We start from the raw sequence: 22,145 nt of genomic DNA on the forward strand, positions 1-22,145 counted from the left end.
CCTGTCCCCTGTTCCCTGTCCCCTGTTCCCTAGCCAAACCAATTGTGCACTGTGAACTAAATAAGCTGTGAGCTAAATTAATCATTAATCATTAATTGCTGCTTTAATTTTTCCAATAACTTTGTCTCTCATATATCTTACCTTATAATATTCAAGCTTTAAATTTTCTGCATAAGCTTTTAAGGTATTTCCCTCCACATAAATTGAGTTAAGTAAAGCTTTTTCTTCTGAATTAAGTTGTTCTATAGCTTTGAATAAGTTGTTATTTAGTTCTTTTTTAATATAGTCTTCTGATATATTTACATCTTCATCTATAATTTCTTTTATTTGTATTGAGTTTGCTATTGAATTGTTTAACTTATTTTCATAATATCTTTTGCTTGCTTTTTCTATTTCTTTATTCATTTGATTTTTAATACTCTTTTGCACATAAGATGGAAAAGAATTGCTTAAATCAACATTAAACTTATCTATTGCTTTTATTATTGTAAGTCTTGCTATTTGCCTTATATCTTCTGATTCATATCCATATATATAGTAACTAATTGATGTTTTATAAACTAATGGTTCAAATTCTTTTAGTATTTTCTCCATCGCTTCTTTATCACCTTGTTTAGCTTTTAATATTAAATTTATCATAAATTATCCCCTCCAAAAACTTTGTATTTTAATTATAGCAAACATATGTTCTATTTGCTATAATTTATTATCGCAAGTTTTGACATGAAAGTTTTTAACCTTGAAATTTTTATTTTTAAGCTTTATGTATTATACTATATATAACAATTAATAATTCACAGTTAACAATTAGCAACTAATAATCAATAGTTAAATATTTGTAACTTATTGATACGTAATTGTTAATTGGCTTTTGGAGGAAATTATTTATGAATCAAAAAATTAAATTAATTTGTATTGATATGGATGGTACTTTATTAAATAGTAACCATGAAATTAGTGAAAGAAACAAGGAAACATTAAGACAAGCAAAAAAGCTTGGCGTTAATATTGCAATTACTACTGGCAGACTTTTTGGATCTGCAAGATATTATTCTAATTTAATCGGAATTGAAAATACTCCTGTTATAACTTCTAATGGAGCTTATATAAAAACTAATTATGAGGATATTCCTGTTTTAGAAAATGCTATACCTAGAGAAATTGCTATTGAAATATATAAAATTATTAAAAAGCATAATTTAAAAATCAACTTTAATAGTTGGGATACTCTTATGAGGGAAGATGAAGTTCCTGATGATCATGCTTATACTATTATGAATAAGCATCTTCCTGATGATAAGAAAGTTAAATTTATTGTAAATAGTGATTTTATATCTGCTATAGAAAGTTTTGATGGGAAAATCCTTAAGGGTATTGTAATTGAGAGAGAAAATTTAGATAACCTATGGGCTGCTAAAGATGAGCTTAAAGAAATATTTGGGGATAAACTTCATGTTGTTAGTTCTGGTACTGATAATATTGAAATTATGATTGGAACTACATCCAAAGGAAATGCCGTTGCACATTTAGCTGATATTCTTAATGTAAATGCAGAAGAAGTTATGTGTATAGGTGATTCTGAAAATGATATTTCAATGCTTAAATTTGCAGGTATTGGAGTTGCTATGGGCAATGCTCTTCAAATTACAAAAGATATTGCTGACTACATTACTGATACTAATGATAATGATGGGGTAGCTAAGGCAGTAGAGCACTTTGTGCTTAATTAGTTAGCAGTGCACAGTTGATTTAAAATGCGAATATAAAGGCTACGATAAATCTATTATTACATAAAAAAAACTATAGCAAATAAAAATATACTCTAAATTTGCTATAGTTCTTTAAATTATAATAACTTTTAATTTTTATTATAATTTATAAATTTTTTCTCTATTATTAATAACTTCTTTTGTTGCATTTCTTGTATCGTAAACAACTTTAGCTCTATCTACTATTTCTTCATAATCATAAACGCTATGGCCTGTTGTTATAACTACCATATCAGATTCGTCGATAACTTCTTTCCAATCTACTGAATAATAAGTTTTACCTTTATATTTTGCTGTATCACAGAAAGGATCGTTAACTATAACTTCCGCACCATTCTTTTCCAATAATTCTATAACTTTAAATGATGGTGATTCTCTATAGTCATCAATATCGTTCTTATATGCTAAGCCCATAACTAATACTTTTGATCCATTTAAAGCTTTCTTTTGTTTATTTAATATCTTCATAATATTTTCTAAGACAAAATCAGGCATAGAATCATTTATGATTCCTGATGTTTCTATAAGTTTAGTATGATAGTCATACTCTTTCGCCTTCCACTCTAAGTAGAAAGGATCTAATGGAATACAGTGTCCACCAAGTCCTGGACCTGGATAAAATGGCATGAATCCATATGGCTTAGTTTTAGCAGCATCTATAACTTCCCATACATCTATTCCCATTCTATTACAAAGAATAGCCATTTCATTTGCTAAACCTATATTTATATTTCTAAATGTATTTTCTAAAATCTTTTCCATTTCAGCTACTGCTGGTGAAGAAACTTTATGGATATCTCCTTCTAATACATTTTCATATAAAGCAGCTGCTATTTCTGTACATTCTTCAGTACATCCACCAACTACCTTTGGAGTATTTTTAGTGTTGTAGCTCTTATTACCTGGATCTACTCTTTCTGGAGAAAAGGCTAAGAAGAAATCTTCTCCACATTTTAATCCACTTTCTTCTAATATTGGTTTAAGTACTTCTTCAGTTGTTCCTGGATAAGTAGTACTTTCTAATATTACTATCATACCCTTATGTAAATACTTTGCAACATCCCTTGTTGAATTTACAACGTATGATAAATCTGGCTGCTTATATAAATCAAGTGGAGTTGGTACGCAAATACATACTGTATCTACATCTTTTATAAAACTAAAATCTGTAGTTGCCTTTAAAAGACCCTTTTCTGTTAATTCTTTTAATTCTGCATCTACAACATCTCCAATGTAGTTTTGGCCATTATTAACCATTTCTACCTTTTGATCTTGAACATCAAAACCAATTGTTTGATATCCTGCATTTGCTTTTTCAACTGCCAAAGGTAATCCAACATAACCTAATCCTACTACACCAACTTTTGCAGTTTTATTATTTATTTTTTGTAATAATTCATCCTTTAAAACTGACATTAATATTCCTCCCTTTATTCAGTTCACAGTGCACAGTTTTATTTAGTTCACAGTGCACAGTGCAAAATTCACAGTTTTATTTAGTTCACAGTGCACAGTGCACAATTCACAGTTTTATTCAGTTCACAGCTTTATTCAGTTCACAGTTCACAGTTCACAGCTTTATTCAGTTCACAGTGCTCAGTGCACAATTCACAGTTTTATTCAGTTCACAGTTTTATTTAGTTCAAAGTTTTAATTCCGCGACGAATTCATAATTTTAAAAACTACGTAGTAGTTTTATCCATAACTGTGAACTGTGAATCGTGAACTGTGAACTATAAAAATTGCATAGCAATTTCTTATTTTAAGTTTTGTATTATATAATCAACTTGTTCTTTAGTTAATTCTGGATATACAGGTATAGCAAAGGTTCTATGTGATAAATATTCTGATACTGGCATATCTCCTTCTTTATATCCTAAGTTTTTATAAACCTTTTGAAGATGTAATGGTACTGGATAGTAAACTCCTGTGGCAATTCCTGCTTCTTTTAGCTTAGCTAATACCTCTTCTCTATTTTCACTTTGTAATATATACATGTGATATACATGTTCATTACAATCTTTTGCTATTGGTGTTACTAAATCACTATTTTGTAAAGCTTTATTATAAACCTCAACTATTTCTCTTCTCTTTGAATTCCAACTATCTATTTCTTTTAATTTAACACTTAAAATAGCTGCTTGAATTGCATCTAACCTAGAATTATATCCTATTAAATAGTTGTAGTACTTAAGAGGATTATAAACAGTGTCATTTGCTCCTTCAGCAGTTTTTACTTCTTCTTCTATATTATTTAAAAGATTATATGCTTTTTGACCATTTTCTCCACTACCATGAGTTCTTAACGCTCTTATTATAGTAGCTATTTCATCATTATCTGTAACTATTATTCCACCGTCACCAGCACATCCTAAATTCTTTGTTGGGAAAAATGAAAAACAAGCAACATCTCCTAATGTTCCTATTTTTCTTCCTTTATATTTCCCTCCTACGGCTTGGCAAGCATCTTCTATAACATATAAATTATGCTTTTTAGCAATTTCATTTATTTCATCCATATCTGCACTTTGACCAAATATATGTACAGGCATTATGGCTTTTGTTTTTGATGTTATTTTTTCTTCTATTTTTGTTACATCTATATTGAAAGTTTCTTTATTTACATCTACAAAAACCGGAGTTGCTCCTACTGCTGAAATAGTTTCTGCTGTTGCAAAAAAAGTGAATGGAGTTGTTATTACTTCATCTCCTTCTCCTATTCCCATTGCTTTAAGAGATATTACTAAAGCATCTGTCCCATTTCCAACTGATATTGCATGTTTAACTCCTATAAAGTTTGCAAAATCTTTTTCAAAGTCTATTACTGTTTTTCCCATTATATAATTAGCTGAGGACAACACACCTAAAGCTGCTTTGTCTAATTTCTCTGCTAATGAATTGTATTGCGCTTGTAAGTCTATTAAAGGTATATTCATTGTTATACGCTCCTTTATATATGATAACAAAAACTAATAATAATATTTTACCACATTTATTATGTTATACAATGTTTTTAATATAAATTCTTAGACTATTTATAAATTAAATGTTAAAATTAAAATTATTGTGTTATAAATTTATCCAAAGGAGATGTATTAAATTGAAAGGATATTTAATTAAATTTTACAATTTAATTTCAAACAGTTTCTACTTAAAGTTACTTTACTTATTTGTTAGTTTATCTTTTGTAACCATACTTTTTGACTTTTCTATATTTAAAATATTAAATAAAATATGTATGGTTTGGGCTCTCATTTTATTCTTAATAAGCCTTATTGAAATAATTACTAAAAAAAGAAGGATTTTTATATTTAACATTTTTTTATATATTTTTTTAGCAATAACTCTTTTTTTTACAGTCTATAAATATCCCACAAACGAAAATTATAAAGTCTGGATATTGAATGTATTAATATTAATGGTTCTTTTCTCAATAGATAACTTTAAACACGAGAAAATACTATTAAAAGAACTAGATTGGTATTCTTATTTCTATGCTATCTTTACTTCTATTACATCATCAATATCATTATTATTAATCATTGTTGGATATCAAATACAAAAGACTATTATTAATGCAGATGGTGTTGAGGAATTACTTGTTTTTACTGGGCTATTCAAAAATGAAAACGCTCTTGGAATTGCCTCTGCAATCTCATTAATAATCACTCTATATCTTGTTTTTAAATGTAAATCAATAAGAATAAAATTATTTCTAATCTTCAATTCCATAATACAATTAATTACTTTATTTTTGTCTGGTGGAAGAAGCGGTTACTTAGTTTTATTATCTATTATTTTTACTTTTGTATTTATATATATAAAAAATAATTTTCTTAAGGGTTTAATGTTGATCATTCCTATAATTTCTATATTTTTTATTTTCAAATTAGATGCTAAGACACTACACTATATTTTTACAGGAAGAGAGTATATATGGATTGCTGCCATAAGAATAATAAAATTTGCCTTTTTTAGCGGTATAGGTACATCTAATACCATTCCAACCCTCATTCAAAATCAACCTGCTGATTTAATAGGTGTTACCAAGGGTGGAATACATAATATATATATGGAAATAACGACAGTTAACGGTTTTTTAGCTACATTAATGATACTATTATTTATATTATCCTGTCTTATTTATGGAGTTTATAAAATATCAAAATTTAGCGGTTCCGACAAACTTTCTTATACTATATTACTTGGGCTATTACTTTCTATCCCTGTTGTTAATTTGATGGAAAGTAATTTAGTATATATAATAAGTTTTATTTCATTAATTTACTGGTTTTATGCAGGACACTTTATTTCACTACTATATAATAAAAAATAATAAAAAGTTGTATCAGATTGTGATAATATTCAACCTGATACAACTTTCTTTATTTTTCTTGATTAATTTTATTTACTTCTTTTATTAATTCCATCGCAATATATTCTACATCATCTAACTCTAATGTACTATAAACAGGAAGACTAATTTCATTTACATATTGTGCATATGCATTAGGATAATCTTCTATTTTATATCCTAAATTTTTATAAAGAGTAAACATTGGTAGTGGCTTAAAATGAACATTTGTTGAAATTCCCTTTTCAGCTAATCTTTGAATAAGTAAATTTCTTTTTTCTTCATTAAAGCCTTTGATTCTTAATGGGTATAAATGATATGAACTTTCTGTACCTTCACCGTATTCGGTAACTGGTATTATGCAAAAGTCTTCTTTTTCTAAAATTCTTGTATATACATTAAATATTTCTTTTCTGTACTTTAACATATCTTCATATCTTGTTAACTGAACTCTACCTATAGCAGCATTTATATCAGTCATATTACATTTAAAGCCATCTGTAGTTATATCATATTCCCAAGCTCCAGCTTTCATCTTTGATAACGCATCTTTTGATTGTCCATGTAATGAAGTGAATTTAAAGTCTTGGAATAAATTTTCTCTTCCTTTAAAATTATTATCATTATATGTTATTGCTCCACCTTCTGCTGTTGTAAAATTCTTAACTGCATGGAATGAGAAGGTATGAAAATCACATTGTGCCCCAACTCTTTCTCCTTTATATTTTGCTCCAAAGGCATGAGCTGAATCTACTATTATAATTATATCTTCTCTATTTTTTTCTTTTAAAACTTCTTTAATTCTATCATAATCACAAGGTATTCCAGCAAAATCTACAGGCATAATTACCTTGGTTTTTTCTGTTATTAAATCACCAATTTTGTCATAATCTATAAAAAATGAGTCTTTAGCTACATCACAAAAAATGGGCTTTATACCTCTATGAACTGCTACACTAGCTGTTGCTGTGTATGTATAAGGAGTAGTTATTATTTCATCTCCTTCTTTAATGTCAAAAACTTTTAGTATAAGTTCCATTGCTGCTGTTGCACTATTTAATGCTACAGCTTTATTTGCTTCACAATATTGTGCTAATTCTTCCTCAAATTTAGCAAGTGTTGGTCCTGATGTTATCCATCCTGATCTTAAAACTTCTACTACTGCATTAATTTCTGCTTCAGTTATATCTGGAGGAGAAAATGGTATTTTTTTTATATTATCCATTATTTTCAACCCTTTCATGATTTTATAAGTATAAGTACAATTATATATTTATACATATTAAAGTGCAAGATAGATAATAATAAACAAAAAGGTAAAGTACATACTCTATATAAATGCACTTTACCTTTTTATATATTATCTATCTTACATAATATTACTGTGTTCTACTCAAAAGCCCCCTTAGGTCTTCTATAACTGTCCTTGATACTACTCCACCTACTTGCACAATAGAATTACTTGTCTTACTCTTTAATAATGACTTTTGTGCATATGTTAATTGAGCTTCTGATATTATGACTGGTGAATTGTTAATAGCCGCTACCGGTCCTGAAGTTAAGGCATCTGCTAATTCTAGGCCTTCTGTAATATAAGCCTTATCGATTATGTTGCCAAAAAACCTCTCTATTACTTTAGCATTTGTATCATATCTATTCGCTCCACCTAATCTATTACTAGAAATATCTTGTCTAGTCATTGAATTTATTTGATTTAATATATTGTTACTTAATACACTTTCTCCACCTATTAAATATGCAGTATTTAAGTCTTCTGACTTTAGCCAGCTATTCACGTTGCTTGGGATACTATTGGATTCTACTAATATTATAGGCATTTTATCTCTACCTGATACTGGTGCTATTGACATTGAATCTGCTTCTCCATATCCATTTGCTATAACTAAATTCTCTACATCATAAAGATTTTGATCAATATATTTAGCAACTTGAAGAGCTGTCTCGTATCTATTTATCCCACCTAATCTTGTTATTTTGGTAATTCCTATATTTCGCAATTGATTCTCAACTGCTTGTGTTACAACTGTAAGTCCGCCTACTATTATTACATTTTTAGCACCAAGTCTCTTTATTTCATTTTGAGTTTCTGATGGAATTGAACTAGTTTCAACTAATAATAAAGGACCCTTATAATACGAAGCAATTGGAGTAGCTGCTAATCCATCCGGTATAGCATAACCATTTGAAATAACAACTGTTTCTGCTGAATTAAATGAACTCTTACTTAACTCTACAGCTGTTGCATATCTGTTTATTCCAGATTTAACTTCAATAGGTGGTAAGTATTCATTTGTCATACTCACATTACTTGCTAAGATATATCCTCTATCATTCCAGTTATAGTTTCCATGATACTTATTATCAGTACCACCTTTCCCTACTGGAGTATTTCTTTCTGGATATATTTCATAATAACTTTTACCATTTATAGTTACTTTTTGTAAATCCGATATTATGAATGGTGTGTTTATATACCCTCCATATTGATTAGTATCATTAGTTACATTATATAATAAAGTTCCACTCCTATTTATAACTGAATTATTAGAGGTTGCAACACCAATTTGCTTAGAATTTGTATCTTTCAAATTACTATTTCCACCTGAAAGATACTTATCTATTTCATAAGCATATTTGGTTGCTTTCTCTCCCCAGAAAGGATCTGACGCATATTTAACATTTGTCCCTCTATTTTTATTTCCTAAGAAACCGCCAAAATATCTCCAGTCCGCAGGATCTGCATATCCTCTTGAAATATAATTCTTTGTAAAGTCTATTACTGAATCTTTTGGAGTTGCAAAAATGTCAGCTGATTCTCCTGGAGCTGAATCATATGCTTTTAATCCAAAAAGATTATTTTTAGTTTGAGCAATTGTTGACATTCCGTAAGCTGACTCATTTATTGAAACACCTAATGCTAATAGTGCATTTACTCCATAAGTGTTTTCTGCATCCTTAAATACTTGTCCTAAATTTTTAAGCTTAGATTCTTTTCTTTCTCTATTGTCAATTTTTCCATCCATAACTGCATTTATATAATTATTTAAATCACTTGCTGAATAAACAGTCTTACTCCTGAAAGGTAAATTTAAATAATAAATATAATATGGGCTTCCACTATTAACAGAGTTAGACCTTACTCCTGATTTATAATCTTTTATTAATATATCTAATTTATTAGCTATATCTGTTGCGTTGTTATGATTATATTGATAAAAGTAATTTCCATCATAGCTTAAATATCTAACACCTTCTTTTAAGAAAAAGGGGGCTTTTCCTAGAATTAAGTTATATCCTGTAACTCCAGCCAAATCATAACTGATAAAATGAACTAATTCTCCATTTTTAACTGTATAGTAACTTGGATTTTTGGCTTGGCTTAAAGGTACTACAACCATATCATACGTGCCTGAAGCTTTGTTATTATTTACCCATCCTTCATATCCACTTATCATAACCTTTGCTGATGTACCACTTATATCCAATATTGGTGCATCATCCATATATCCTGGATTAACATATGTAAATGCATCAGTCAATTGAGGTTCTTTATATAGATCTACAGTTCCACTAATAATAGAATTATTACTATATTTTATTATTCTTGCCATTTGATTTGTTGCATAAACAACTTGTCCAACATAATTTATTACTGCTGGATCTTGAGTTTCTTTTGTAGATGGATCAAGAATTTTAGCTGCTTTAACAGCTTCATCTAAATCATCATAAGCTTCAACAAACTCATAACTTCCATCAGAATTGGCAATAGTTAACTCATAATTTTTATCTGTCATTGGTTCTAAAACTTCTAAGTTTTGTAAAGCTTCTTGCTTTAATTTAAATTCTTCTCTCTCTAATTCTTCTTGTGATGTTATTGAAAAGCTTCTTACTTTAGTATTTAAAGCTTTCTTCTTTTGATATTTAGTACCTTTAAGAGAATTAATTGAATTACTATCAGTAATTAAAACTTCAGTATTTTCCTTTTGTTCTTCTTGCTTTGTTACATTTTTGTCTTTAAATTGTAACTCGCTTTCTAAAGAGTTTGAAGAATCTTTTGTAGAATCATTATTATATTGTTCCACCTTTTCTATACTTTCATGAACTTGTCCACTATCCTCTTTATTTTCTAATTCTTCATTCTTATTAGTTTCTTCTATAACCAAATCTTCTTGTTTATTATTAGTTTCTTCAATAACTAAATTACTTGTATTATCTATCTTATTTGTTACTGCTTTTACACTTACATTTGGTACTATAAATGCTACTAATAATAATTGCGCCACTATCTTTTTTATTTTCTTTAATGACACATACTCACCTCCCCTTCCAATATAGAATAACAACTTTATATGATTTTTTCAACCAATATAGGATAATTCTGAATTGTTATTGATATAAAAATTTATTTAATCCTTATTAAATGCTTGACAGTATTTTCTTATTAAAATACCATTAATCTGAGGTGATAGAATTGTCTATAAATAGAAGAATAGTTTCAGCTGATATATTAAGAGTTATATCTATATTCCTTGTAGTTATACTACATGTTTCTGGTGTTATATGGACTATAATTGATGTTAATTCATTAAATTGGAGTGTAATTAATATATACAATTCACTTGCTAGGTGTTGTGTACAAATTTTTATTATGTTAAGTGGTATGTTTTTCTTAAATCCAAATAAGAGCATTACTCTAAAAAATATTTATACTAAATATTTACCAAGAATTATTATTGCTCTTTTATTTTGGAGTTCAATCTATTTAATTAGAACTCCACTAAATATTGAATCAATAAAATATATTATTATATCTATATTAAAAGGAAATACTAATTATCACTTATGGTTCTTATACATGATAATAGGACTATATATTGTAACTCCAATTTTGAGAATATTAACTTCTAATTCTACTAAAAGACAAATTGAATATTTTTTATTAATTGGTATTATAATTTCTGTTATTATTCCAACCTTGTCCGATTACTTTCCATTTAATTTTATTTTAGAGAATATTAATAAAATGTATATATTTATACCAAAAGCATATGTTGTATATTATTTATTAGGATTTTATTTAACTAATTATGAATTGAAAAAATCAATAAGAATATTGATTTATTTTCTTGGTTCATCCGGTGCAATATTTACTGTAATTATAACTCAATATTTATCAATTAAAAATTCGACACCTACTGATTCATGGCAAGGTATATTTAGTATAAATTTAATGATGTATAGTATAGCTGTATTTCTGTTCTTAAAGAATTACTTTGATAATATTACATTTTCTAATAGAAATATTATGTTTATATCAGTATTATCTTCTTGCTCTTTTGGTGCATATTTAATTCATGATCTATTTATCAAGTATTTTATTAAAATTGGATTTCTATCATTAAATACTAAAGCACCTATTATTCTTGTTCCCATTATTTCTTTCGGAATTTTTATATGTAGTATGTTTTTATCTTATTTAATAAAAAAAATACCTATATTAAATAAATTCATTATATGAATACTTTTAAAATTTATCCTGAATAAAAAAGGGAGACTTAATTAATCCGATACCTATGTCAAGGACATTATAAAAAAAGGGTTATGCACAAAGAAGATGATTTCTGTATTGAACAGGGGTCATCTTTTTTTGATCCCATTTATACCTGTAGTTATTATAATAAATTATATATTTATTAATTTTACTTTTAAGTTCTTCATATGAATTACACTTCTTAGATTTAACAGAGTCTTTCAAATGACCAAAGAAAGATTCCTGCGGGGCGTTGTCCCAACAGTTCCCACGGCGAGACATGGATTGACCCAAGTCATTTTTCTTCAGTAAGGCTTGAAATATAGGACTTGTATAATGTGAGCCTTGGTCAGAATGGATAAATACATTTGCAGCTAACTTTACTCTCTTCTGTTTTTTTAGTTTTCGTATTGTTTCTGTCGCTATATCTAGAGTAATTCGTTTAGACATATGATGAGTTAAGATTTCACCTGTTGCAGCATCTAGAATGGTTGACAAATAAGCCATATCGTTTTCGCCGTATGGCAAATATGTAATATCAGTTAATAAAACTAAACCAGGAGTTCCTTGCTTGAAATTTCTTTCTAAGAGATTCGGAACAGTTCTATGTTCTCTAGTTGCTTTTGCTATTTTTTTATAAGGATTAGATTTTCTATGTGGGCATATAATTTCATATTTTTTCATTATTCGTTGTATCTTTTTTAAGCTATAAATTACATTACATTCATTTTCTAAGATCATTTTAATAGACCTAGAACCTTTCTTGTATCCACGTCGGTTAAAAGCCTTTAAAATTAGATTTTTAGCAAATAAGTCTTGATTATCACGTTGCTTTCGTATATCTGCTGAATTTATATAATTGTAATATCCCGAGCGTGAAACATCTAAAATCTTACAAAAGTATCCTGTTAACCTTTTAAAATTATTCATTTCAATTGTAGATTTTATTAATTCAAATTTAGTGCTAGTATTCAATTCTTTATTTTTCTTTATCAGCAACCTTTCTTTCTCGTCTAATTTTTTTAATAGTTCTACCTGTGCTTCAAGTAGCTTGATCTTAGCTTCTTGTCTTTCTATAATTTCTTCTTTTGTTAATTTGCGATTAACATTGCGGTAACGTGGAGTTCTTGTGGATTTATCTAAAGCTAGAATACCACCTTTATCATAGGCTCTCTTCCATCTAGCAGCTGATTCTTCAACTCTTTTAATTCCAATCATATCTATATCAAATCCATTTTCAACAAAAATTTTTCGTGCTGGTTTTCCAGCAATATATTCATCTATAAATAATCTTTTGAACTCAAATGTATAAGTTATTGTTGTTTCACTTGCTTTAGCTACATATTTATTCTTCTCTAATTTTTCTATATCTTCTCTCGTTAATAAAAATCTACCCATTTAGCAACCTCCATCTATTTATTTAATTATATAAAAAATACCTATAGACATAAACCCTTTTATTTAAGTGTCTAGTCTATAGGTATCAGTTTAAACTTAGTCTCCCTTTTATCCTGTTATTCTTCACTTTTACCAACACCAGACAATATTAATCCTTTGTTATGATCTAATGCCCAGCTAATACCCCAGTCATTTTGGAATATAAGGATATTTCTATCTTTAAAGTCTTTAACTTTTTTAGTATCTGAAGTTAAATTTAACTTATCCATATCAATATCTTTATTTTCTATCCATCTTACATATCTAAATGAAAGTCTATCCATCTTAATATCAACGTTGTATTCATTTTTTAATCTGTATTCTAAAACTTCAAATTGAAGTACACCTACAACTCCAACTATTATTTCTTCCATTCCTATAAATAGTTCTCTAAATACTTGGATTGCCCCTTCTTGAGCTATTTGTGTAACACCTTTTACGAATTGCTTTCTTTTCATTGTATCTACTGGTCTTACTCTTGCAAAATGTTCTGGTGCAAAGGTTGGAATACCTTCAAATTTAAATTTCTTTGATGGGGCACATAAAGTGTCTCCTATTGAGAATATACCTGGATCAAATACTCCAATTATATCTCCTGCATATGCTTCTTCAACTATTTCTCTATCTTGAGCCATAAATTGTTGTGGTTGTGCAAGTTTAATCTTCTTACCACCTTGCATATGATAAACATCTTCACCTTTTTCAAATTTACCTGAGCAAATTCTCATGAATGCAATTCTGTCTCTGTGAGCCTTATTCATATTTGCTTGAATTTTGAATACAAAAGCAGAGAAGTTTTTATCAAATGGATCTATTTCTCCTATGCTTGAGTTTCTTGGTAATGGTGCAGAAGTCATTTCTAAAAAGTGCTCTAAGAATGGTTCAACACCAAAGTTTGTTAAAGCTGATCCAAAGAATACTGGTGTTAATTCTCCTGATTTTACTTTTTCTATATCTAAATCATCTCCAGCTATATCTAAAAGTTCTATATCTTCCATTAACTTATCGTGAAGAGCTTCCCCTAGTATTTCTCTAAATCTTGGGTCATCTACTGAGCCTTCAACTGCCTCTACTGCACTTTGACCATGATTTCCTGCTGAAAAGGCTATAATTCTATTGTTATCTCTTTCATAAACACCTTTAAATTCTTTACCAGAACCTATTGGCCAGTTCATTGGATATGTTTTTATTCCAAGTTCATTTTCTATTTCTTCTAATAATCCAAATGGATCTTTTGATTCTCTATCCATCTTATTTATAAATGTAAATATAGGCATTTCTCTAAGAGATGCAACATGGAATAGCTTTCTTGTTTGATCTTCTATACCCTTTGCTCCATCTACTACCATTACAGCACTATCTGCTGCCATAAGAGTTCTATATGTATCTTCTGAGAAGTCTTGGTGTCCTGGTGTATCTAATATGTTTATACAATGTCCTCTATAATTAAATTGCATTACTGAGGAAGTAACTGAAATACCTCTTTGCTTTTCTATTTCCATCCAGTCTGATACTGCATGTGTAGAAGCCTTTCTTGCTTTAACTGAACCTGCAAGTCTTATTGCTCCTCCATATAGTAAGAACTTTTCTGTTAATGTTGTTTTACCTGCATCTGGATGGGATATAATAGCAAAGGTTCTTCTTTTTTCTATTTCATTTATGTAATCTGCCAAAGTAGCTTCCTCCTTAAAATTAAGTTTTAGGCACATGAAAATAAATAATAAACCAAAGATGCGACGAATATTTTGTGTAAGACAAGGAAGTAAATTTGCAGATACTGGTAGTTATCTAAAAATTTACTGACGCAGTATTACGCAAAATAGGCTAGCATACTGGTCTATTATTTATTTGATTGTGCCTTATCTCTATTTCTCTAGTTATTCATTATACCCTAAAGTTTAATAATTTAAAATGAAAATTTTTGCATAAATTGCGAAGCAATTTATTTAGTTCACAGTGCACAATTCACAGTTTGCAGTTTTTGGAATAAAGTAACAGAGAACAAGGACAAGCTCAATTATAGTCTGCTACACTTAACTAAGTTTTTAATTTCCCTCACCAATTATTTTTTACCAATAACTTAATTCATTATTAATTTAAATTCTAAATATAAGTTGGCTAAGATAAATAGACGGTGAAATAAGCATATAGCGAGAAACTAGAAGTACTTGGTGAAGGAAGACCTACTATGCCTTAGTGTTGTTGGTTTGTCTGAGCGCAGCGAGTTTAACCAAAACTCTTGGCATAGTAGTTCTCCCGAGCCTAGTACTTCTTTGCGTAGCTATTTGGCTTATGAAACATATCTATTTATCGTAGCCTTTATATTCTCAATTTGCAACAAATTCTCATTTTATAGGGAACAAGTATCAGGTCTTAATTATAGAATGATTCGTATTTAAAATATAGAGTTTATTTTACATAAGGTATCCTTATAAAAAATGGATTAAGTTTCCATAGATAATAAAAAGGCATGGTCTAGCCTTCTATTAAGAATTCTATCCATGCCCTTCTTCTATAATTGTATCAATTTAGATTACACTTCTATCTTTTTTCTCTTTAAAGTTAATGCAAAAATTCCAAGTGTACTAATTACTAATCCTATAATTAATATATTAGAACTAGTTTCATCTCCTGTTGCTGGTAATTCTGGGGTAGTTGAAGGATTTCCAAGTTCTTTATTCATTAGCTTTGTAATATCAACAAGAGCATTCAATGCTTTATCAACGTCTTTTTGTGTTGCATTATTATCCTTTATAACTTTTTCTACTGCTTTTAATGCTTCTTGATATTTTCCCCAATTTTCTTTTGAGTGATTTTCTTCTTTATAATAAGCTAAACATTCTTTATAAAACTTTTCTAACTTAGTTTTATCTACTTTATCAACTTGAGGTTTCTCAACCTTTAGCAAATTATCTTGTGCTACCTTAAGCTTTGATAAAGCATTATCTATTGCTGATTGTGTTGATGCATTTATATATACTTCCTTAGCTTCTTTCAATGCTTTTACAAATGTATCTTTTTCTGCTCCATCTAGATATTTATCTAAGTTAATTTTTTCAGCTTCTGCAATTGCATTTCCTAATTCATTTCTATTAACTTCTTCTGGTGTCTCTACTAATTTTAATGCTGCTTGTGCTTCTGAAAGAATTTGGATTGCTTTATTAATTTCATCTTGTGAAACTGCATTTCCAATTAAAGCTTTTGAATCTACTAAGGCTTTTACAAATGCATCTTTTTCTGCTCCATCCTTATATAAAGTTAAATTAATCTTTTCTGAATTTGTAATAGCTTCTTCTAAAGCTGTATAATCTAAGTTTTGATTTTTAACAGTTACTGTACATTCTGCTGCTAAACCTGCTGCATTTGTTATTTTAATCTTAGCAGTTCCTGCACTTATTCCTGTAAGAATACCATTTTCATTTACCTTTATTACATTTTCATCAGAAGAACTCCATACAATACCTTTTAGAACAGTATTTTTTTCATGTTGTGGAGCTAATAACATTTTTTCCCCTACATTAAGTGTTAAGTCTTCTAATGTTGCTGTATCTGCAACCTTTTGTATAAGAACTGGAACAACTTCTGCTACTGCTGCAAAATTACCTTTACCTTGCTCAACATAAATTTTAATTGTTTTTGCAGTAAGTAGTTTATTAAACTTAGCAGTTTCCCAAGCTCCTCCTAGTGTATTCGAGTCCGAAACAATAATAGATTCTGATACTTCTAAAACATTTCCTTCTACATCTAAAATTTCATATTTGTATTGTTGTACAATACCATTATTTGCACTTGGTCTTTGTTGTAATTTAAATCCTCCAATTTCAATTTCTTTTCCTAAATCTACAGTTAAAATTGCTGGATTATTTTTACTTACAACAAATCCACTACCACTCCAGTTTGAGTGCCAGAATGTAGAAGAATCTCCATCAGTAGTTGCAGAAGCTACTCCACTTCCTGCTCCTTCACCTGTTGGTTCTTCTGTATTTGCACTTGAACTTATATTACTTAATTCCTCTCTTGGAATGTCTATTACAACCTCATCTACAATTTTCATTTCAAATATAACTTCTTCCCCATTTGGAAGTGTTGCTGTAATAGTTGTATTTCCTCCTACTAGTGCTTTTACAATATTTGCATCCTTATCTATAGCTGCTATATTTTCATTACTTGAAGTCCATTCAATTTTATCAAGACCACTTCCGTAAATTTTAGCTATTTCGCCTTTATAAAGATTTAAACTTGAAAGTGTAACTGCAATAGCATCTTTATCCTCTGTAATTACTAAATTGTCTAGAACAAAGTCTGTTTGTCCCATAGATCCACTACCTGCTTTACTTCCATTTTCATAAAGACCAATCCAAGTTTGTCCGCTTCCACTACCAATAACTTGCATATTAACATGTTTTGTCTCTCCAGGAGCTTGTGCAAGATACTGTTCTGCTGTAGGAGCAGTATAATTTGTTCCTTCTCCAATTACCATAGCATATGCTTTGTCTGGCCCTGACTGATAATCAAATTCAACATTATATACTTTACCTGCTTCAAAACGGAAGTTTTGTGGAAGAGTCTGATAAATTATTCCTGTATTCGCACCGTGATGCTTTAGTGACCAATTTCCTGAAATTACATCATCAATTAATCTTCCATTCCAGCCTGCTTGTGTATATGGTTCATGTAATTGTGATAAATGTGTTACAGGATCTGAAATTCCTTGTGCAGAGCTTAATACAAATGGATATAACCCTTGCACTACTGTTTCAAAATCTTGCTTAAATACTCCATCTTCATTAAAATTATTTAATTTCTTTTCTACAATACGGATATCATCCATATAAGTAGAGCCTTGTCCTGCTGATCTAGATAAAGTTAATTTTGCAGTACTCTTTTCTGCTACAAATGAAACTTGCATACGTTGCATTTTACTTCCATTCTTTTGATCAGATTGAACATAGTTATTTAAAATTGAGCCTTCAGTATAATTAGAAACTGTCTTACTTCCTGTATTTACTTCTATAGTTGCCTTTGAATTACTGTTATTTTCTACATATATTTCTGCTACATAGTCAATTCCTTCTTTTAAACCAGAAATAGTTGTTGTTACAGATACATTGTCCAAAGGACTATTAAATGCTAATCTTTGATCGCCTGTATTTGCTTTTTCTATTACAACTGATTCATTTTCTATATCTCCTGACCATTCATCTGAAGATAATTTTTCTCCAGCTGCATATCCATTGAATCCTAGATCTATAACATAATCAGATTCACCAAAATTATTTTTTAGCTCCTTAATTTCTGTACCTTTTGCTAATACATAGGCTGTAGCTGCTTTAGCCTCTATATTTATAGAGCCATTATTTACAGGAATATTCACTTCATTTATACGTCCTTGATCAGAAAGTTCATACATTACAACATTTCCAAGTCCTTCCCATCCATTTGGAAGATTCCACGTAGTTTTTCCACCTTCTAAATTCCAGTGGTATAATTTTTCTGATCCATCCTCATCTGTCCATGGTAATAAATATTCAACATCATTTAATACTACTTTGCCATTTAAAGTTATTGTACGTTCAATATTATCATCGCTTCTTTGCTTTTCATTTCTTGTTACAACAACTTCATCTCCTGCATCATTTTTCAATGTAATTTGTTTTTCGTGGTTTCCTACTGGTGATTGTCCAGCTTGATAGTTTTCCCAATCTGTTACATAGTAATGTTGTAAGAATTTAGTAGGTAGATTTTGATTAAATGTTTGTAGAATGTAGTTATTAAAGTTTTTATCTCCACCCCATCCTTCAAATCCATATAATCTGTATCCTCCAAGCAATGGATTATCTGCTGTTCCTCCATACTTTGGATAATTTAACACTTGTGAATCTCTATGATCGTTCCTGATGAAACGAATAATATCACTATTAAATCCTTTTGCACTTGCTCCACCATAAGCCGCATCTGTTGACCAGTGTTGCCATGTAGAATCATATTCTCCTTGTGCACTAAATTCTGTTGTGAATCTCCAGCCAAGAGAATTTATTTCTTTTGCAACATTTCTTGTTTCCCATGCATCTTGATACCATACGTCAAGATATATAAAATCCATATTATCTTTACGACTTTCAGCATCAGCTTTAATTTCCTCTTTTGTTGCAGTTACTTCACCTAGTGAATTTTCTACTGCTTGTGGCCATTCTCTATTATAGAAATCTGTTCCATTAATACGATCATATAATTGTACAAGACGCTTCCACCTTGCTTGACTTGATAAATCCCAAAGCTTATCTATTACATGTGACTGATCTAACCATCCCCATCCATTTCCAAATGGTTTTTGTAACATATCTTCATTAAATGAAGCTGCTTCTGGATATACTTCTTGTGCATTTATGTGGATACCAATGTCAGTATTATAATCATGTGCAATTTTAATTAAACTTTGGAAATCTTCTACTCCACCTTGTTGTTCTGCAATATCTGCATATTCTGAATTCGCAGAATCATGACCTTCATTTCCATAGCCCTTTAATACAACTGATTGTGGAAGTCCATCTGTTGCAAGATATACTTTTTTAATATTATCAGCTGTTGTTAAATAAGGGTTAGCTGCCATACTTGCAAAATTCATAACAATACGGTGGTTTACCATATCTTTTACTGTTTCTGATTTATACGGGATATTCATAATATCACGGAATGCAAGTGCTCCATCATTCCAGTCAATATCTTTATCTCCATTTTCATCTGCTGCAATAGATACTTTTGTACATGGTAAATCACTTACTGGATAAGCTTCATATTGGCTAGCTGCTGCTTGTCCCCTCTTATCTCCTAATTCATAATACCATGCTGCACTTGTAAGGCTAATTGAATCCGCACCATTATTTCTAACAACACGTTTATCGCCTTCAGCTTCTGAATTACTATAAAGACCTGCACTTAACTTTTCATTTGTAAGGAATCCATATAAATATGAATCTGTTTCTGATGGAATAAATCCATTTTTAAAATCTATAAAAACATCTCCACTTACTGTAGTTGTTGTAGATGTTTTTGCGCCTGCAAAATTAGAACCTTCTTCTACAGCATCTATTGTTATAAGATTTAAGCCTGGAACATTAATGGTTGCAATCTTAGCACAACCTTCTGCCTTATCTAAGGATATTACTTCCCATGTTAAATCATTTTCCTTTACACTTACTTTTACCTTCATATTTAAATCAATATTATTTTCAGTATTCTTAACATGCATTGCATATATTCTGAAGTTTTCAGCATCTTCTTCCACTGTAACAGTTGGCTCAATTGTTACACTATTAATTGCTATTGTATTAATATCAGTCTCATTACCACGGAAATATTGATCTTTTACCTCTTCTCCATTTTCAAGCATTTGATATCTAGCAACAACTGGGAAGTCCTTTCCTATATATACTTTCATTCTATCTGATGCTATACTATCATATTGTGTTAAATCTAAAGGTGCCTTTTCTTCCAATATAACATCTATTATATTAGCTTTATCTTCAATATTTATAACTTTAGAATATGCTTCATAACCTGGTTTTGTAACAGCCATATTATACTGTCCAATTTCTAATCCATCAAACTGATACTTACCATTTATATCTGCTTCAGTTGAATTTACACCTATACGTACAACTGCTCCTGGAATTACCTTTCCATCTTTTGTTGAAACAGTTCCTGATGCAGGTACAAGTTTTGAATACTTTTCCTCAAAAATTTGTCCTTGACGATTTGCACAGAATACCCAATTATCTTCCATGCAATTTATTCCGTTATATTTTACATCTGAAAAGGAAATTGTTGTTGCTCCATTTGTCTTTACACCAAATCTTCCTTTCCCAGCATTTTTGTTAGCAAAGGTAATTAAATCTTGATTTGTAACTCTAGATGTAACTCCATTAACTGTTACTGATAATGTTTCATTGCTTATTGATATAGACATTTGTAATTCTTCACCTTCAACAGGTGTAGGAAGACCTGGAATCTTTGGATAAGAACCTCTTCCATCTAAATTATATTGGTAATACCATTGACTACTTGAGTCATATCCAACATATAGCCAATTATTATCGTTTACATAAGTATAAAAAACTCCCCAGTTATTGCTTGGCTTTAACTTTAATGAAAGTTGTCCTGAAGCTTCCATCTTTTTATCGTTATCAAGTAATAAAACTGGTGCTTTTGCATTTGCATTACCATAAGCATGTCCTCCACCATTGTTAGATCCTCCTGTTAAAACAAACCACTTTTCCCCTTGTTCAGATGGTGTCTCCTCTTCTGATTCTCCTGGAATCTCTACTGCTGGTTCCCATAGTTGCCCTGCAAGATTTTCCTTATATAATGTCCATGTATTATAGTTACTATATCCAACTACTACATTTGAGAAATATATATCAGTGTATTCTTCTTGATATCTAGCTGCTCCAAATCCTATTTGTCCATTTTGATCCTTCAAACTAATAAATTCAGCTGTCTTAATTAAAGCTTCTCCACTTTTACCACTTGTCTTATTTTCTACGCTTACTTTAAGCCCATCTTCTTGATATTGTGTATTAATGTTTACTATATCATTTTGATTTAATTCTGGTAGTCCATTAACTGATGGATAGCCTGTGCCACCATTCTTATATTCTATAAACCAACCTGTTACTCCATCATACCCGATATATCCCCAATGATTATCATCTACATATTTTGTTACAAAACGAAATCTTGTATGATTCTTTGTACTTCCTACTTTCATTTGAAAACTAATTGACTCATTTGTAATATCATTTTTATTTGATAATACAAAAGCCTCTGGAGTCGTACTGCCAAAATGACCATTACCATTACCACTTCCAGCTTTTATATGTGCTGCAATTTTTGGTGCTGCTAAAACATGTAAAGATGGTAACAGGCATGTTGAAAAAAATACAGTAAACGCTATCAACGCTGACCAAAACCTTTTCATTTTCCCTTTTATAATATTAACCATATACATAAACTCCTTTCCCTTAGTTTAAATTTG

The 22,145-nt window shown here is 29.7% G+C and carries 11 protein-coding genes; 3 read left to right on the forward strand and 8 right to left on the reverse strand.

The features are described from left to right. Positions 1–84: 84 nt before the first annotated feature. A complete protein-coding gene (locus AAT22_RS15890) occupies positions 85–639 on the reverse strand; it encodes a sigma-70 family RNA polymerase sigma factor (protein WP_047001960.1) in 555 nt (184 codons plus the stop codon). Between the two features lie 248 nt (positions 640–887). Between AAT22_RS15890 and AAT22_RS15895 the strand changes: the two genes are divergently transcribed. Then, a complete protein-coding gene (locus tag AAT22_RS15895; RefSeq protein ID WP_047001961.1) occupies positions 888–1,730 on the forward strand; it encodes a Cof-type HAD-IIB family hydrolase in 843 nt (280 codons plus the stop codon). Between the two features lie 138 nt (positions 1,731–1,868). On the opposite strand, the gene AAT22_RS15900 is transcribed toward AAT22_RS15895, so the two are convergent. Together AAT22_RS15900 and AAT22_RS15905 are read right to left on the reverse strand one after the other, a co-directional pair. Beyond that, complete coding sequence (locus AAT22_RS15900; RefSeq protein ID WP_047001962.1) at positions 1,869–3,185, reverse strand: nucleotide sugar dehydrogenase; 1,317 nt, start codon at positions 3,183–3,185, stop codon at positions 1,869–1,871. A 341-nt stretch (positions 3,186–3,526) separates the two neighbouring features. Beyond that, on the reverse strand, positions 3,527–4,705 hold the full coding sequence (locus tag AAT22_RS15905; protein WP_047001963.1) for a DegT/DnrJ/EryC1/StrS family aminotransferase: 1,179 nt from the start codon (positions 4,703–4,705) through the stop codon (positions 3,527–3,529). A gap of 482 nt (positions 4,706–5,187) precedes the next feature. On the opposite strand from AAT22_RS15905, the gene AAT22_RS15910 reads away from it, so the two are divergent. After that, entirely contained in the window at positions 5,188–6,105 is a 918-nt protein-coding gene (locus AAT22_RS15910; RefSeq protein ID WP_172655028.1) for an O-antigen ligase family protein, read from the forward strand. Positions 6,106–6,154: 49 nt separating this feature from the next. On the opposite strand, the gene AAT22_RS15915 is transcribed toward AAT22_RS15910, so the two are convergent. Together AAT22_RS15915 and AAT22_RS15920 are read right to left on the reverse strand one after the other, a co-directional pair. After that, complete coding sequence (locus tag AAT22_RS15915) at positions 6,155–7,339, reverse strand: DegT/DnrJ/EryC1/StrS aminotransferase family protein (RefSeq protein ID WP_047001981.1); 1,185 nt, start codon at positions 7,337–7,339, stop codon at positions 6,155–6,157. A 163-nt stretch (positions 7,340–7,502) separates the two neighbouring features. Further along, complete coding sequence (locus AAT22_RS15920; protein ID WP_047001965.1) at positions 7,503–10,454, reverse strand: cell wall-binding repeat-containing protein; 2,952 nt, start codon at positions 10,452–10,454, stop codon at positions 7,503–7,505. A 161-nt stretch (positions 10,455–10,615) separates the two neighbouring features. Here AAT22_RS15920 and AAT22_RS15925 point away from each other — a divergent pair, with 161 nt between their 5' ends. Beyond that, positions 10,616–11,662 (forward strand): acyltransferase family protein, encoded by a 1,047-nt coding sequence (locus tag AAT22_RS15925; protein WP_047001966.1) that lies wholly within the window; start codon positions 10,616–10,618, stop codon positions 11,660–11,662. An 81-nt stretch (positions 11,663–11,743) separates the two neighbouring features. On the opposite strand, the gene AAT22_RS15930 is transcribed toward AAT22_RS15925, so the two are convergent. The 3 genes from AAT22_RS15930 to AAT22_RS15940 form a co-directional block, all read right to left on the reverse strand. Then, positions 11,744–13,072 carry an IS3 family transposase gene (locus AAT22_RS15930; protein ID WP_047001967.1) on the reverse strand — a complete coding sequence of 443 codons (1,329 nt, stop codon included), beginning with the start codon at positions 13,070–13,072 and terminating at the stop codon, positions 11,744–11,746. A gap of 116 nt (positions 13,073–13,188) precedes the next feature. Next, positions 13,189–14,784 (reverse strand): peptide chain release factor 3, encoded by a 1,596-nt coding sequence (locus AAT22_RS15935; protein WP_016205583.1) that lies wholly within the window; start codon positions 14,782–14,784, stop codon positions 13,189–13,191. 860 nt (positions 14,785–15,644) lie between these two features. Continuing rightward, positions 15,645–22,112 carry an endo-alpha-N-acetylgalactosaminidase family protein gene (locus tag AAT22_RS15940; protein WP_052953984.1) on the reverse strand — a complete coding sequence of 2,156 codons (6,468 nt, stop codon included), beginning with the start codon at positions 22,110–22,112 and terminating at the stop codon, positions 15,645–15,647. Positions 22,113–22,145: the final 33 nt, after the last annotated feature.

Source organism: Clostridium sp. C8 (assembly GCF_001010885.1).
GTDB classification, from domain to species: Bacteria; Bacillota; Clostridia; order Clostridiales; family Clostridiaceae; genus Clostridium; species Clostridium sartagoforme.